General features: G+C 61.8%; 18 protein-coding genes. 3 read left to right on the top strand and 15 right to left on the bottom strand.

Annotation, left to right across the window (positions count from 1 at the left end; translation table 11 throughout):
* Window positions 1-236: 236 nt before the first annotated feature.
* The 15 genes from J2X38_RS16315 to J2X38_RS16245 form a co-directional block, all read right to left on the bottom strand.
* Entirely contained in the window at window positions 237-524 is a 288-nt protein-coding gene (locus tag J2X38_RS16315) for a hypothetical protein (RefSeq protein ID WP_039575639.1), read from the bottom strand.
* 95 nt (window positions 525-619) lie between these two features.
* Entirely contained in the window at window positions 620-1,495 is an 876-nt protein-coding gene (locus J2X38_RS16310) for a hypothetical protein (RefSeq protein WP_228383923.1), read from the bottom strand.
* Window positions 1,496-1,730: 235 nt separating this feature from the next.
* Window positions 1,731-1,937, bottom strand: coding sequence for a hypothetical protein (locus tag J2X38_RS16305; protein ID WP_039575641.1), 207 nt, complete (start codon window positions 1,935-1,937; stop codon window positions 1,731-1,733).
* Window positions 1,938-1,976: 39 nt separating this feature from the next.
* Window positions 1,977-2,408: a hypothetical protein gene (locus J2X38_RS16300; protein WP_039575644.1), complete on the bottom strand. Its 432-nt coding sequence runs from the start codon at window positions 2,406-2,408 to the stop codon at window positions 1,977-1,979.
* A gap of 74 nt (window positions 2,409-2,482) precedes the next feature.
* Entirely contained in the window at window positions 2,483-4,168 is a 1,686-nt protein-coding gene (locus tag J2X38_RS16295) for an ATP-binding protein (protein WP_039575647.1), read from the bottom strand.
* A 110-nt stretch (window positions 4,169-4,278) separates the two neighbouring features.
* Complete coding sequence (locus J2X38_RS16290; protein WP_039581098.1) at window positions 4,279-4,761, bottom strand: hypothetical protein; 483 nt, start codon at window positions 4,759-4,761, stop codon at window positions 4,279-4,281.
* A gap of 68 nt (window positions 4,762-4,829) precedes the next feature.
* Window positions 4,830-5,291: a hypothetical protein gene (locus J2X38_RS16285; protein ID WP_039575651.1), complete on the bottom strand. Its 462-nt coding sequence runs from the start codon at window positions 5,289-5,291 to the stop codon at window positions 4,830-4,832.
* 11 nt (window positions 5,292-5,302) lie between these two features.
* Window positions 5,303-5,947, bottom strand: a complete 645-nt coding sequence (locus J2X38_RS16280) for a hypothetical protein (RefSeq protein ID WP_039575653.1) — start codon at window positions 5,945-5,947, stop codon at window positions 5,303-5,305.
* Between the two features lie 66 nt (window positions 5,948-6,013).
* On the bottom strand, window positions 6,014-6,283 hold the full coding sequence (locus J2X38_RS16275) for a hypothetical protein (protein WP_039575656.1): 270 nt from the start codon (window positions 6,281-6,283) through the stop codon (window positions 6,014-6,016).
* The gene (locus J2X38_RS16270) at window positions 6,280-6,789 is read right to left on the bottom strand and encodes a hypothetical protein (protein ID WP_310255459.1); all 510 of its coding nucleotides are present in this window, start codon (window positions 6,787-6,789) and stop codon (window positions 6,280-6,282) included. The genes J2X38_RS16275 and J2X38_RS16270 overlap by 4 nt, the downstream gene beginning before the upstream one ends.
* A 64-nt stretch (window positions 6,790-6,853) precedes the next feature.
* The gene (locus J2X38_RS16265) at window positions 6,854-7,363 is read right to left on the bottom strand and encodes a hypothetical protein (protein ID WP_310255457.1); all 510 of its coding nucleotides are present in this window, start codon (window positions 7,361-7,363) and stop codon (window positions 6,854-6,856) included.
* Window positions 7,364-7,462: 99 nt separating this feature from the next.
* A complete protein-coding gene (locus J2X38_RS16260) occupies window positions 7,463-7,702 on the bottom strand; it encodes a hypothetical protein (RefSeq protein ID WP_081997376.1) in 240 nt (79 codons plus the stop codon).
* A gap of 61 nt (window positions 7,703-7,763) precedes the next feature.
* Entirely contained in the window at window positions 7,764-8,618 is an 855-nt protein-coding gene (locus J2X38_RS16255; protein ID WP_039575664.1) for a hypothetical protein, read from the bottom strand.
* Window positions 8,615-9,004: a hypothetical protein gene (locus tag J2X38_RS16250; RefSeq protein ID WP_052208316.1), complete on the bottom strand. Its 390-nt coding sequence runs from the start codon at window positions 9,002-9,004 to the stop codon at window positions 8,615-8,617. The genes J2X38_RS16255 and J2X38_RS16250 overlap by 4 nt, the downstream gene beginning before the upstream one ends.
* Before the next feature lie 56 nt (window positions 9,005-9,060).
* Complete coding sequence (locus J2X38_RS16245) at window positions 9,061-10,254, bottom strand: hypothetical protein (RefSeq protein WP_039575666.1); 1,194 nt, start codon at window positions 10,252-10,254, stop codon at window positions 9,061-9,063.
* Between the two features lie 371 nt (window positions 10,255-10,625).
* Here J2X38_RS16245 and J2X38_RS16240 point away from each other — a divergent pair, with 371 nt between their 5' ends.
* The 3 genes from J2X38_RS16240 (at window position 10,626) to J2X38_RS16230 (ending at window position 14,664) form a co-directional block, all read left to right on the top strand.
* Entirely contained in the window at window positions 10,626-12,014 is a 1,389-nt protein-coding gene (locus J2X38_RS16240; protein WP_039575668.1) for a hypothetical protein, read from the top strand.
* 524 nt (window positions 12,015-12,538) lie between these two features.
* On the top strand, window positions 12,539-12,733 hold the full coding sequence (locus J2X38_RS16235; RefSeq protein ID WP_039575676.1) for a hypothetical protein: 195 nt from the start codon (window positions 12,539-12,541) through the stop codon (window positions 12,731-12,733).
* 164 nt (window positions 12,734-12,897) lie between these two features.
* Window positions 12,898-14,664: a PIN-like domain-containing protein gene (locus J2X38_RS16230; RefSeq protein WP_039575678.1), complete on the top strand. Its 1,767-nt coding sequence runs from the start codon at window positions 12,898-12,900 to the stop codon at window positions 14,662-14,664.
* Window positions 14,665-14,667: the final 3 nt, after the last annotated feature.

Here is a 14,667-nt window from a genome sequence, read left to right as displayed (position 1 = left end):
GCCACACGCTACGACAAGCTCGCCGCCAACTTCCTGTCAGCCGTCGCGCTGGTCACTACCTTGGCCTTCTGGCTCTGAATGAGTCTCAGCCCTAGCGTTTCGGAATCGTCCATGAGTTCACCCTTCAGAATACCAAGCTATCTAACTTGTCCAATAGCAGGCATTTTGCCGGGAACAAATGCAAGTAAAACCGCAGTCCGATGCTGAACCGTAACGAGGCTGCCAATTTCTGTGCCCTACCACGGGAAAGTCGGGAGCAAGTCTTCGGTCGGGCCGTCGCTGTCGAGCAGCACATAATCGCAGCCGTTGTCGCGGCCGAACGCAAGGATCGGGGGCAATTCTTTGGGGAGGCGGCGCTGCGCTTCGGGCGGCGGCGTCATCGTATGAAGGAACCAGCCATATTGCGTCGGCGCCACTGGCAACGGTTGCTTGTGTGGCGGATAATCCGCCCAGGCGGTGAGTATCTGCCCGGTCGCACAGCGAATATGTGCGGTACTGAGCACAAGATATTGTCCAGTTTCCATAGTGAGTTCCTTGGGTGGTGAGCTCGGATCAGAAACCATCCGATGAACAGAGTCTGCGGTTCGGGCGACGAAGTCGGGTCCGCGGTTCTCGACGGTCACGCAGCGAGCCGCATGACACCTTCGTTGAACCGGTCGATCCATTCGCGCAGCGGCGGGCGCGCTTCGACTGGAAACTGTGCCGCGACGGCTTGGAATTCGACGAGGGCGACGGGGGCGCCGTTCACGATCGCGGCAATCTCGAGGGGCGGCAAAAGGCCGCGTCCCCGGATAAATTCGGTCATCGTACCGGGACGCGCACCAGTGGACCGTCGCCACAGGCCTTCGACATTGATCAGTCGGGGTGCCGCGCGCGCTTCCATGAGAACGATCAGTCGCAGACACCAGGCGGGCAAGGTCTGCACTTCGTGCGGCTTCATGGCCGCACAGAAGAAGCAGCTCGACTTGACGGGAACGGGAAGACCTTCGGCTTTGATGCGAGCCGTGCATTGATGCCGGTCCCAGCCCCAGTCGCGTAAGGGGTAACAATAGTCATAGCGCGGGTCGACATGTCCCTCGCGGTGCGCATACCGGCGGCTGTCCGCTGGCGAAGCGTCGTAGCCGATGAGCTTGATCACCTTGTCACCGCGCGCCCAAGCCTGTTTCGCGAGATCCCAGCTCTCGACCCATTTGTCCTGCGGCTGGATCTTCCATTTCTGGCTGCAACTGTGCCGTCCGAAACTGATCGAGGGTAACGTCGCGTTGGTCAGGCAGTTTTCAAGCAACGAGAAATAGGGTGGCCAATGCTTGAAGCGCTTCGGCGCGTAGCGGACGATCTCGTGCGCGATGCCGCGGACGTCCATCCAGCGCTGGAATATCGGGAGATAGTCATAGGTTTCCGGACGCTCGCTGCCGGTATCGGCCGTCAATACGAGGTCGAGGGGCCTGCCGCGCGCGACCCACTCGATGATCATCGCCGTGCTGTCGAGTCCCATACCCCACGCGGCGATGACCGGCGTGCGTGGCAGCGCAGGATCGTCCGTAAGGCAGGGGCGTAGCCAGACACCAGACGCGAGGCGGGCGAGCGCGGCAGCCATATCAGCGGTTCCGGCAGTCGAGCGATCGCCGCAAGAAGTGGTGCGAATGATGTGGGCGTGAAGATGTCATCGGCGAAAACCCTTCAGAGGATCGTGCCAATGACCCCGCCTTCCCTCCTCCGCTTCGGGCCGGTCAGGCTACGAGGGTTGTCAAGTTTTCGCCCTTTTCGGGCGGCCGCGACGAAACCCTGAAGGGCCGCAGCGCCTCCCCGGTGCTCACGATGAACTGGATACAGCCGCTGGCGAGGCGGTTCCTGACAGCGACCGCATAGCAGCGCTCGAACGAGGCGAGTTCCGCGCGCCGCGGCGACAATTGGGTCGATGGTTCAGCGTTCGCCATGACAAGGTCCAGTCGAAGGGAATGAAGGGAGGCCCGCCTTCAGGCGCCGACGCGTTCGATCTTGAGCCGGAAGGCATCGCCGCCTTCGAGCACGATATGAATATGCGCGGCATCGATCCTCGAACTGGTCGCGATGCTGGCGATCTGGGCCTGCGTACCGAATGTCTCGGACACGATGTGCGCCGGGCGCTCGTCCGGACCGCACCCGACGTCTTCGCATTTGTCGACATGCGTCTCGATCAGTTCGGAAATGAAGGTGGCCATCGTCGAAAGGCGCGTCCTCGCGGAGCCAGCGTCGCCACCCTCGGGAGGACCGAGGTCGCGCAAGATGGGCGCAAGGGCATCGTTGATCAGGATCAAGAGATTCGACCGCCCCTCGGCATCCATTCCGGCGAGCAGCGAGGATGGGATCAAATTGTTGACCGCATGGGTCGCGTTGTCGATGAGATTGTCGAATTCATCTTCCGCCACGGGAGTGACTCCTCGGGAATCGGGCCGAGCGGGCGACCACCGGTTCGCCCGCTCGGATCAGGGTTTGGGCATGGTCATGCCGTGGTGATTTCAGGGTCAGCGTCATTGGCCGTCAGCGCGACCCGCACATCGCCTTGGTGGGCCTCGAGCGTGAGCCGCCGCCCGATCGGGATCATCCATTGAACCTCTTCGGCGAAGACGGCGCGGATATTCTCCGCCAGCGCTTCATCGGCTCCAAGAAGCAGTTCATTTGCAAATTTTCGGGCATCGCGCTCGAAATCGCGTTGCTGGGTGCGCCAGCTGTCGCTGATGCAATCCTCGTCGTAGGCGAAACAACAGTCCTCGATCTTCTGCGCAAGCGCCGCCGGTGCGATAGAGGCTCCTTCGCGAACGAAGACATGGGTTTCATCAAGACTCGTTCCGCCATTCGCGCAGACCAGCATATCGACCGGGAAGCACAGCGTCACGATCGGCTCGTCGGAGGCGGCGCAGCGGACGACTGGAACTTCGAGCGTGATCATTGGAACGCGTCCGGACAAAATGTCCGGGAAAATCACATCGCCGTCGGCGTAGTGAATCTGCCGCCCGTCAATCTCGGTCGCAAAGGACAGGCCCGTGACGCGGGGAAGGCCATCATACCATGTGTAGCCCGAGAAAGCGTCCTCGGCGCGGACGGCACGCAAGCCGAGCCGATCTTCGGTCAGCAGCGGCGCCGCGCATTGCTCGATATCGGCGTCATGATCGGGAACCAGGATCATCGGGACGGCCTCGATGCGGGCGCCCTCGGCGCCGCCACGATCGTCCGCGGTGCACGGGCGCCATTCGTAGAGCCAGGCGCTGGCTTCGGGAAGTTCGATGCCGAGGTCCGCGGCGCGCTGCCAGTTCTGGAATGAGAGACGATGGCTGCCCTCGGATCCAATCGTTCGATAGATGGCGGTCTGAACGGCGGCCCGCAGCGCGCCCAGTGCGGCATTGTCGACCACTTCCTTGCGCGCGGGGAGCACGAGCTGCAACGATGGGGCGTCGACGATATCAATCCGGGCGGTCCACGGATACGAAGCATCGACTTCTTTGACCGACGGCAATCGACAGGCGACCTTGACGCCGTGAAAATTGATGCGCGGCTCATTCACGAGGTCATAGCTGCCCCGAAAGATGCCGATCCGGCAACCATTCCATTCCTCGACGCGATGGGCTCCCTCGAGGAAATCTTCGCGCGGCAGAAGTTCGCCGTGAAAATGGATCGGAAGCGGGAAATGCCGCGCAGCGGCCTCGACCTGGGCGCGAAGATTGCAGAGCCATTCCTTGGGCATGGCGATGATGATCTCTGTCCCCGCCCGGATCCGACAGCTTTCAACAGCCAGAGGCTGCGTTCCTTCCCAGGCGTCCGCTGGGATGGTCATTGCCCAGCCCTCGTCTGCGACCCGCGAGAAGGACCGCACGGTCACGGTCCTGCCGGCAAGGCTGAACACACCCATGCCGGCCGGGTCCTCGCGCTGCGCGATCTCGTCACTCCAGCCAGAGCGCCCAAGCGTGACGAAGGAAGCAGGGTCGTCGACACCGCGGCCATCGTCGGCGATGTGGAGGCTCGAGCCGCCCTCATGATCGCGCACATGAACTTCGATCCGTCCGGCGCCCGCGCGGCGGGCATTCTGGAACAGCTCGTTGAGGACATCGGTGATCGTCCCGTTGAACAGGCGCGATACCTTCGTGATGAGTTCATCGCCGACTGATGGACGAATCTCGCTGGGAAGCGCCATGTCAGGATCTCCGGTTGCCCGGCAACATCATTGCTGCCGCATCGATCCGCTCCCCCCTTCCCTCCCGGCATTCGGGAAGCAGGCGCATAGGCCCGCCAAGATGGCGCCCGTTATCGGCTGCGGCGAATGGCTCGCTCGGCTTCGGTTTCGACATAGACCTGTTGTGAGCGACCGCGGCGGCGCTTGCGGATGCGGCCATCGACATGGGCCTCGGCCCAGCGCCGCGCCTCGGCGGCGCGCATGCCCGCCGCGCATTCGTCGGCCTGCTCGAAGATCGTATAGGCAAGCGCATATTGCTCGCGCTCGGGAAGAGCGAGCAGGGCCGAAGCGACCGGCAAAAGCCCCTCGTAGAATTCGAGAACATGGCGGCCGCCGCCATGGTGCATCAATATGGCGAGGCGGCCCTTCTTGCCGATGCCGGTCGGCCTTGCGACCATCACATCGTGCGAGGCATAGGTGACGCCTGCGCTGCAGCTGTCCGGTTCCGTCGGATAATAGACGCGTTCATCGCGTGCCGGTAGCGGGTGCGCGATAATATCGTAGCCGTCGAACGTTTCGACCTTTCGTATGTGATTATGTCCGATAACGGTCATTTCAGACCCTTTCTTTTTGAGTGACTTCATGACGAGGTTGCAGGTTTCGTGGACTCGGCCGGCCGACATCAGGCGGCGCGCAGATTGTCGCCCTGACGCAGACCGAGGTCGAAGGCCGTGAGAATGTCGAGGTTGGACTCAAGGCGATCGAATGCGGCCGTGAGGTCCGCGATTTGGATCCAGACGCACGCATCGCCTGGGTCATGGTCGAGCTCGAATATGATCGGCACCGAGTCCGCGGTCATCTCGGGGAAGATCGAGCGGATGATCAGCAATTCGATCCTGCGGCTGAGCGCCCCGATGCGCGGCGCGAGGGCCGCACGTTCGACGGGGCTCATCATCAAATAGCGCTCGGGCGCCACGACGGGCGCCACGCGAACACATGCGATCCGCCCCGCGACCCTGGGCGCTACCGAAACGCCGCCCATTGCGCGGCGTTCAGCCGCCACGCCGTCGACGGGGACCAGGACGCGGTAGACATAATGGGGCGGCGTCCCCGCGAGGCGGGAACGGGAGACAAGGATTTCCATCGATTTACTCCTCAGGCGACGAGCCGCAGGGGCGGCGTTCCGGGATTGGGGAGATGGAGGTCGCGGCGGATGCGGACGGCGAGGCGATCGGGCTCGAGCAGTTCGCCAATGGCAGCCCAATGATTGCGGTCGCCGCAATAGTCGCGTCGTCCTGCAACACGGCGGAACATCACCTCGCGGCCCGACCCGATGCCGAGGCCGAGCTGGACATAGATGTCTTCGCCATGAAGGATGATCTCGCCGCTGACGGCGATGCCGCCCTTGTTCGAGCGCAGGTCATAGCTTCCGTCGGCGAGGCAAAGGGCGTCGCCGAGTCGCTTCAACGCCTTGCGGCCATCGCTATGGAAGAGCTTCTTGGCCTGCTCGTCATAGCTGACGCCCTTCTGCGCGAGCACCGCAAGGGCGGATTTGCCTCGCATGTCGGCAATCCGGTCCATGCAGACGCGGCGAAGCAGACTGTCATTCTCTCCCAAGTCTCTCGCTACGGCGCCGAGATGGCGCGCGAGCAAAATCACGGCCGGATCGAGATCGTCGGACTTACCGGCGTTCCGGCAATCTTTGATCGCGGTGGTCAGCGCGTGGAGACAGGCCGGAAGCGTCGACAAGCCCGAAGGATCGAGCGCTTGCTGGAATCGGAACGCGATATCGTAGGCCATGGAATAGGCTCCTGCCTCCGGACGCCCCATCGCGCCCGCCCACGCCCATCCCCCTCTCCTCCCGCTTCATTCGGTCAGCTCCGGTCCGCTATTCTCGATCAGCTCGGCGCAGCAATCCTCGTTCTGGACGCCCATCGGGCTGGTGCCGGGATCGAAGATCATCTGGAGGCAGGCGCAGATATCGGGCTTGTGCTGCGTCCCACACATCAGTTCGAAATCGGGCTGGTCGGCGATTCCGTTCGTCTTTTCATAGGCGGAAAAGGCCGATTGCCACATGATTTGCTCGTCCCACACATCGACATAGTGCGTCACGCTCGCGCTGGCGATGCCGGTCACGTCCTCACTCCCGGGCGGAGCGATCGAAGGGTTTCGTCCATCATCTCGCGGGTCGAGGCGCCGAGAATTTGCGTGTCGCTGATCACGAAATATCCGCCGCCATGCTGGCCCGGCCTGAACTTGTCGCAGGTTGAGGCCCACTCGAAACCGAATGGCAGCGCGCTTTTGCAGACCTTCTGGATCAGCGATGCGATCGCCTGAACATCGGCTTCATGTCCGCGAATGAACGCGACGAGGCCCGTATCGTCGCGCTCTTCGTCGATTGTGATGTCCGCATCGAAAGTAGGAACATCAGGATCGAGCCAGAGTTCGAGGAAGGACGCGAACGGATTTTCCTCCTGATCTTGCTTTGGGAATGTTTTGCGGAAGGCATCGCTGCAAGCGGCGCAGAGTGACTCGAGCGCCTGCATCGCCGCGCGCGATGATTTGCTGAAACCGGGGGACAGTTTCTCGGCGACAAGAAAGCATTCCTCGAGCAGCGATGCTTCTTCGGGCGTGACGGGCACATTGAAGGCCGTCTCGACATAGTTGTTGGCCATGTTCGGATTCCTTGGGGTTCGTGGCGACAGGTCATTTCTGTGAGAGGAGAACCTCGACGGCCTGGGCGAGCACATCGCCGCTCGCGCCATTGACGATGACCGCATCGGGATTGGTCGCCCGGACCGCGCTGATGATCGTGTCCACCGGGCGCTTGCGAAGCGGGAACTGGTAGATCTGACCGCGCTCGATCGTGACGAGACAGGTCCGCATCAGCCGCTTCAACCGGCGGCGTTCGAGTTCGCGGGCCAGGAGATCGCCGACTTCGACCTCGAGGTCGTGATCATAGCTGAACCTGCCGAAGGATCGCGGCGGCCGGTTCGCGAGCAACCACTGGTTGACTTCCATCTCGGTCCAGCGGCCGATCTTGTGGAAGAAGTCAGCGCCGCCCTTCCCCTGGTTGCGGGCATGGAAGGCCAGTTCGCCATCGATATAGACGTCAGCCGTGTAGGCGCTGGTTTCCTGAGACAGAGCGGAATTATAGGTGATGCGGCGAAGTTCGATTTTCATGGGTGGCGCCTCCTGAATTGGACGATCACCCAAGCCCCATCCCCCTCTTCTCCATGCAGCTGCCACGATGGCTGCGCTATCGGTCGCTGTTTGCCGAGAATTTCAGGCCGTGCTGGATTGTCGAGCCTGAGCTCAATTCGATGTGCGGAGAGTCGCTGTTCGATCGTACAGGTCGAGGAGGATTCCCATGCTTGCGGCTTCCGAATAGGTGAGATCGCGGTGGTCATCCGTATCGGGACCGATTGCCAGTTCGATTACAGGGTGAACTGAGGCAATTTGTCCTGAAGGAAGCCGAAACTGGTTCTCGATGCCTGGTATTGGAGTGGTGCCGTCAGGCACGTCGATCCGACCTTGAATCTGGATGATGTGCATTCGCTTTCTCCCTGAACGAACGGATTTTGGGGCCGCCAGCACCGATCGCTGAAGGGACCGCCTAGGCAGCGAGGTCGAGGAGCGGGAGCTTCGTGACGTCGCCTTCTGTCGCCGCCCGGTCGAGAATGGGATACGGCAGGCTCGGCACCGCCGCCTTCGTCAAAGGAAAGAGATAGGCGTGGCAGCCAGGATGGCGCCGCCGTGTCAAAAGGCCGGTGCGTTCGAGGCTGGCCAGCCATTCGCCGCGGTCCTCGCCGAAGCGCGGCGCGCGGGCACCGGCTCGGATCAAATCCTCCATCGCATATCTCTGACCGCATTCGGCATTGCGGATCTTGGATATTGCCCGCGACGATATGGGGCGGCCATCGGGCAGGATGAGGTCGGTGCACGCGCTCGATCGGCCGATATAGCGGCTTCCCATCACCGAATAGAGGCCGCCGACATGGCCAGGAAGGAACACGTGTCCGTCTGCATCGACGCGCCTGACCGGGTCGGCATAGGATATGACCGACAGAATTTCGGGTTTCTCACGGCGGAGCAGCCGGAACGCCCGTGCCACCAGGAACGATTCCGAATTGGCGCCCTGACTGTCGAGTATGACGAGACGTCCAAGATCGCACGCCGCGCGCGGATCGCCGAGACCCGCCGTTTTCGGAACGCTTGCATTATTGACCGGGTGCGAGAAGACGCAAACGCCCACGAGTTCCGATCGTCCACCGCGGCCATTGGCGAAGAGGCCGACCGAGAGCCGTGCGACCGGCATCGACCCCGCATAATGATGTTCCCTGACGAACGGCGCGGCCTCGCGCCGGGTATCGATTATATCGACGGACAGGGTTGCGGGGTCGATTTCCGCAGTGCCCGGCACCCAGCGGCACCGGCGCTTGCGCCACCGCTGGGTCCGGTCGGTGATCATTCCGGGCTGCCCGCGCCGTCATCGGTGGACTGGGCCGAAGCCCTCCTTGAAAGGTCAGGAACGCGCGGGTCATTGTAGATGCTATCGAGCGACAGATCGAGCGCGCGGTGCTGGGCGCCATTGGGCGTCGAAGCGTCGATCGTGAAGACCTCGGTCGCGAAGCAGTCATCGCCGCTGTAGAAATCGACGTCGACGACATAGGTGATGATATCTGCCGGAGCGGTCGGCGACAGCAACTTGTCGAGCAGGTCGATGACGGTGGATCGCAGACCGTCGATATCGGGATCGAAATCTTCCCACGTCACATGATCGGGGCATTCGTCGACGAGATAGTTGGACATGAGGTCCTGCATCGTCGCAAGCAGGATGTGGCGTGCGTCGGCCATAGTTTTCCTCATTCGAAGGGGGACCGCCGGACAATCGCGCCCGGCGGCGCTGGATGTCAGTGGACGGCTTCGAGGAGCTTGCGGGCCTTGCCCTCGGTATCGAGCCTGCTGTCCTGGTGGGTCTTGGTGCGGGCGAAGGCGGTGATGCCCTGCACGAAGTCGTAGATGCTCTCGGGCGGACGGCCTTCCTCGCTGAGCACGGTTGCGACGATCTTGGCGGACTCGGCCTTGGAAAAGCCCCGCTTGCGCAGGAAATCCTCGCGATCTTCGTCCTTCCTGGCGACGATGCGCTCGCGCGCCGCCTTGATGCCGTTCACGAAGCGCATCGGCGAGGAATCCGCGAAATTCTCGAGCGCCGGTGCGGCCTCGTGCGCGAAGCGGTTGGCCGCGAATTTCGAGTGGCGAATTTTGACCTCCTCGAAATTCTCGACGCCCCAGAGGTTCCGGTTCATGCAGACGGCGCGGAGATAGAAGGTCGCCATACCGAGCGTTTTGGCGCCGACCTCGGAGTTCCAGCTGTAGAAGCCGCGAAAGTAGAGATCGGGTTCGCCGTTCGGAAGCTTGCCCGCCTCAATCGGGTGCGTGTCGTCGACGAGGAACAGGAAGACGTCGCGATCGGACGCATAGAGCGTCGTCGTGTCGCGGCTGACGTCGACATAGGGATTATAGTGCATGTTCGACCAGTCGAGCACGCCTGGAACCTTCCACCGGGTCTGCCCGACGCCATCTCCGGCGATCTTCATCACCGCAGCGACGAGTTCGTGATCGAAGATCCGGCCATAGTCGGGACCGGTGGCAGCGCGCAGTTCGGTCCGTCCATCGTGGGTCTGGTAGAGTTTGACCTGTTCGGCCCGGTGCGCGACGAGCCCGTGCTGAAGGTTGATCCCCGCGAGCGCCGCGGGCAGTTCGCGCAGATAGGATGCGGGTGCGCTGACCAGGCTGCAAAGCTGGCCGAACGACCAGTTGGTTGGAGCAACGGGTCGTTCCTCGCCGGGGACGATGAGCGAGAGGCGTTCGGGCCTGTCGCTGCGCGCCTCGACGCGGATTTCCTTGCTATCGACGACGCGTGCGGTGGAGCGGTCGGCGCGGGCACGAACGGCCGCGTAAAGCTCGGTCAGCGAAAGATAGCGCTCATCGTCGGGGCGCGAGAACCATTCGGAAGATACGCGCCCGATATTTCGGCCGCGGGAGATATCGACGCGATAGGCGCCTGAAACGGGATTTCCAGTTGTGGGTGCGAGCGTGGCCACGGTGGCTCTCCTTGGTGGGATGGGTTGCGCGGAAGGCCGATCAGCCTTTGGACGCACTCCGCCCTCACCCCCCTTCCTCCTCTGAACGAGGGAAGCCGACGATCAGTCCAGACGGTCGAGATCATTCCGAATTCAGGCTAGAGCGTCATTCGCAGCCGGGCCGCTAAAGCGGCCATTCCCGCTGCCACGGCCAAACAGTCAAACTGGTCAACCGCTCACGAGTCTGTTTTGAAGCAGTTCTGGCCGAAACCGGACAGACGGGTTTTGGAGCAGAGGTGATCATAGCCGACAGGCAATTCATTGATCGACTGCAATTGAATTAATCGGTCGATTGCCGATATGGCTGCGCAATCAGTCGCAGGAGCAAGTCGTTGGCGAATTTTCTTGATACGCGGCGCGTGGTGAAAGCCGAGGAGCTCCGTGGGCCTCGCATCTATTCGACCGATTTGCTGCCGTCACACTTCAATCCGGAGCAACCGGAAGAAAGCGTCGAGCTTGCCGCACGCGCGCTCAAGGTGAAGATGATCACCAAGGGCATCGTCACGCTTAACAGCGCCTATCTCGTTTCGCCGCTCGGCGTGCTGCTGATGGACAAGCACCCCGACCTTTTCTCCGGCGAAGCGATCGTGCCAGCGTTTCGTACCGACAAGGAAAGCCTCGCTGACCTGATCGCGTCGAATGAAGGTCTCAGCGAGGCAGGCATTACGGACCGCCGCCTCGACGATCATATCGCTCGTCTTGATTCCAGCATTGTTTCCGCCATGCCATGGGCGCTGGCGGATGTCGGCGAGAAATTCCGAACACTTCTTCTGGCCGGGCTGAGGCAAGGGAATTCGCATGTCGTCGCTATGCTCCGCGCTGCGGGCCTGTCAGGCGAAGACGTCGAGAAGGTCGCTGAGGAGGTTGCAGCGCTCGATCTCAGCAATAGCGTTACGCTGAGAAGCTATATCGGCGGCCTGCCAGCCGCGGCGCGGGATTCCATGCTTCAGTTCGCGGCTACCTGCTATCATCTCGTCGGCACCGGCGTAGTGAGATGCGAGGCCGGGACCGACCTCCATCCCCTATCAGCCTTCCGAGCAGTCGATGGCATGCTGGCTGGCCGCGACAGCAGCGCCGAACAATTGTCGGAGACCGCCATATTCATTGAAGCTTTCATGGGGTTCGCGCTCGATTCGATTCACGCCATGGCCGCACCATCGCAGATCATCGACTCGCTTGACTTCGCGACCGTACACAAGCTCGGCGACGCCCTGAGGGAAACCGGGTTCCAGGACAAATATGACGGCATAATCCGCGACTACCGAAATGCGGCGGCGCTTCCGGACGGTGAAGAGGCGCTTCACGCGCTCGACGCCGAAGGCATTGCCGAGGTTGCTGCCGGCCTGGCCCGGGAATTCGAGGATCATGTCCTGACCGAACTAATCGCCTATCAACCGAGGATCGTAGAAACCGCTAAGGCTACGCTCATCGAGACGAGGAACGACATCATCAAGGATATCGGGCAAGCGACACCGGGCCTTGGAACCGTCATCTCGGTGGCGGAAGCCACCCGCGACGCCGCCCGCTTGGGCACCGCCTATAAGGAGGTCCGCGAGCTTCGCGACAAGAATGCCGCATTCGCAGCTGCAAAGGTCCGGCGGCGCGAAAATATCGAAGCAGCCATCAAGACCCTGAAGGCCGACGACACGAAGAAGGCTGTCCTGTTGAAGGCCGTCGCCTTGCTAAGCGATATCCACGGAATCCGGATCCAGCGGAGCTGATCAGTCTCCCAGGAGCTTCGCACGGATAGGCGCAGGAGCCTGTTCTTCCAGCCGAAGATAGCGCGTCGCCCACAGGAGAAAGTTCTCGTAATATGCCGCAGTCTCCCCGGACGCATTGCGGCGCTCGTCCGTAGAATCGAGCGGAGCCGTCCCGGTATCAGCCTCAAAAGTCTGTCGCATCTGTCGCGAACGCCAGGCACGATCGACGGAAATCCGCCACCCGCCTTGACGGGCATAGGCTTTCGGCACTTCTCCGGTCGCAACTTGCATGACCTACTCCGTTCCCCTTTTGATCTAGTCGATCTCCAGGAAATGTCAAGGTGCCCGTAACGGCAAGGGCTTAGATCGCGGCTTCGTCCTCGGTCGACGAATATTGGGAGGTCCTCGAAAGTTATTCGCAGCGGCTGCTCCCCGAAATCAACTGGCGGCGCACGAACCAGGGCAATGTCGACGCCCTCAACGAAACGGCCAAATATTACCGTTACATCGACTGCAGCCGCCACGCCGAGTTCCTATACGAATGCGTGGAACAGACTCTCGAGCACGACCTTCCCGAGGAGGTCCGTTTCCTCAAGGCGTTCGACGCCTTCAACGGAGCAGTGCAGCAGCTGGTCGACATGCCGTCCACCAAGGTCGAGCTCCTGCGCAAATTCCTCGCCCAAAATGAGGGGCGCCTCTCTGCGCGCGCGCGACAAGGAGTTCGAAGCGCTGACGGATGACGAGACCGAACGGATCGAGGGGATGTACGCGGACAATTTCGGCGCGCCGCTACGGCTTGACGGTGCCGGGCCCCTACATCCGAGAAAATTATCAGCAGAATTGAACCCAGTTCCCCCTTGACTCGGCACAGCCAAGCAGCCGAACAAATCGAGAGGGGGGAATTATGCTGCAGTCCCGTTCGGTAAAACGCGCCGAACTCAACGAACAATTGCGAACGGCATTGACGGCGAAGGATAACCATTTCTTCGCCGACACTTCGTTTCTGATTACGGCAGCATCGCTTAACCCCGTTGCGCGCAGCGACCTCGACCGCTGGATTGCGGGTCTCGGAAACAGATTTCACGTACCAGCCTGGGTAGGGCATGAAGTCTTTGGCAAGATATCGGCCAAGCCCGAGCTGTTCATCCCAATGGCCAAAGCGGCCGAACAGGCCATTCAAGCCGTCGAGACACTGCAGGTCGAGGCTCGGCGATACGTCGACGACGGCCGCGCCAAGGCGACGGACGAGCAGTCCGACCGGCTAAGCTATCTGGGCAATCTCGACTCGCTTGCGCGGCCGCTGCTTCGGCAGGCGGGACTTTTGCGCCAGGCAAGGCAAACGGTCGAAGACTGTAGCGACTGGATCGTCGAGGTCGTGAACAAGTCGGTTCTGCAGAGCGACATCTACCGCGGCATCGCGAATCTGGATGCGGAATTCGCCGCTCGGGCGATCGGTGGCCACCCGCCCGGCTTCCTTGACAAGGGAAAGGCGGACAAGCAGCGAGCGGCCGACAATCGATACGGCGACCTCATCATATGGCGCGAGATACTCGATCATGTGCGAACACTCGAAAGTGGAAGCGTGGTCTTGTTGACCAACGACAACAAGCAGGACTGGGTTTATACGCCGCCAACCGTCATCGAGGAAAACGGTCGCCCGCAAGGAAATGATGGCCGCAATGGCTTGAAGGTAATTCTCCCTCTTCCGCTGCTCGTCCACGAAATGAAACAGGCGCGGGAGGATGCGGGGCTCGCGATCCTCAACCTCGGCATGCTCGCTCAGACCTTGCATAGTTTTCAGGGTGACGCCGAGCATCTGTTCAACGCATATCAGCCGATTGCCTTTACCCCGACCGAACCGGTCAGCCCCTTGCCCACGACCCCTGATGGCGCCGAAACTGACGCACCCGCAGCGCCCGAGCCTGCGGAACCTGTGTCCAGCATTGATGTAGGCCAGCTCGTCGAAGCGCTCGCCAGCAGCGATCCCGCAGCCGCCACGGAAGCCGTCGCGGGGCTGCGCGACGCGCTGATGAAGAACGCCGCCATCGATGATGTCAGGGCCTTCGTGCAGCGTTTGATGATGGCTGCCGAGAGGGATGTCGAAGCCGCCAGCATCCTGCTTCGGGAAATCATCACCGAATCGTTCGGGATCAACCGCGAGGCGCGCGTGGCCATCCTACGCGCTTCGATCGAGGCGCTCTATTATGATGCGCAAGGGAAGCTCCGCGACCGGCCGCTCCGCGAGCCTCTGGAGGATGTTTTCGCACTGCAAACCGTCCCGCAAATGCGGGATGCGGTCACCAGCCTTGCAGAACGCATCGGCCCGAGCCGCAGATTCTTTATGGTGACGCCGGATCCGGCCGCGCCACAGCTCAGCCTGTCGCCCGTTGCCGAGCGGGACGCTGAAGGCGTGCGCGAACTCAAGGGTCTTTACTTCGGCGAACTTGCGCTGCTCGAAGATGTCGCGCGCGACAGCCCGCGGTCGCTCACCAGAATCATGGGCGGAGTGACGCAGGCGCGCGTGGCGGATCTGCGCCATGCACTCGCTGGCTATTTCTGCGTTCCGGAGAGCCAACTCGACGTGGGTCTGTCTCGATTTGACAGCGTCTGCTGGGACGGGCTTACCGGGTTGATCGATTGGGGCACCAGCACCGGACTGCAGTTGCGGTGATGG

This window comes from Sphingopyxis sp. BE235 (assembly GCF_031457175.1).
GTDB lineage: Bacteria > Pseudomonadota > Alphaproteobacteria > Sphingomonadales > Sphingomonadaceae > Sphingopyxis.
This window is presented reverse-complemented; position numbering and strand designations above follow the sequence as displayed.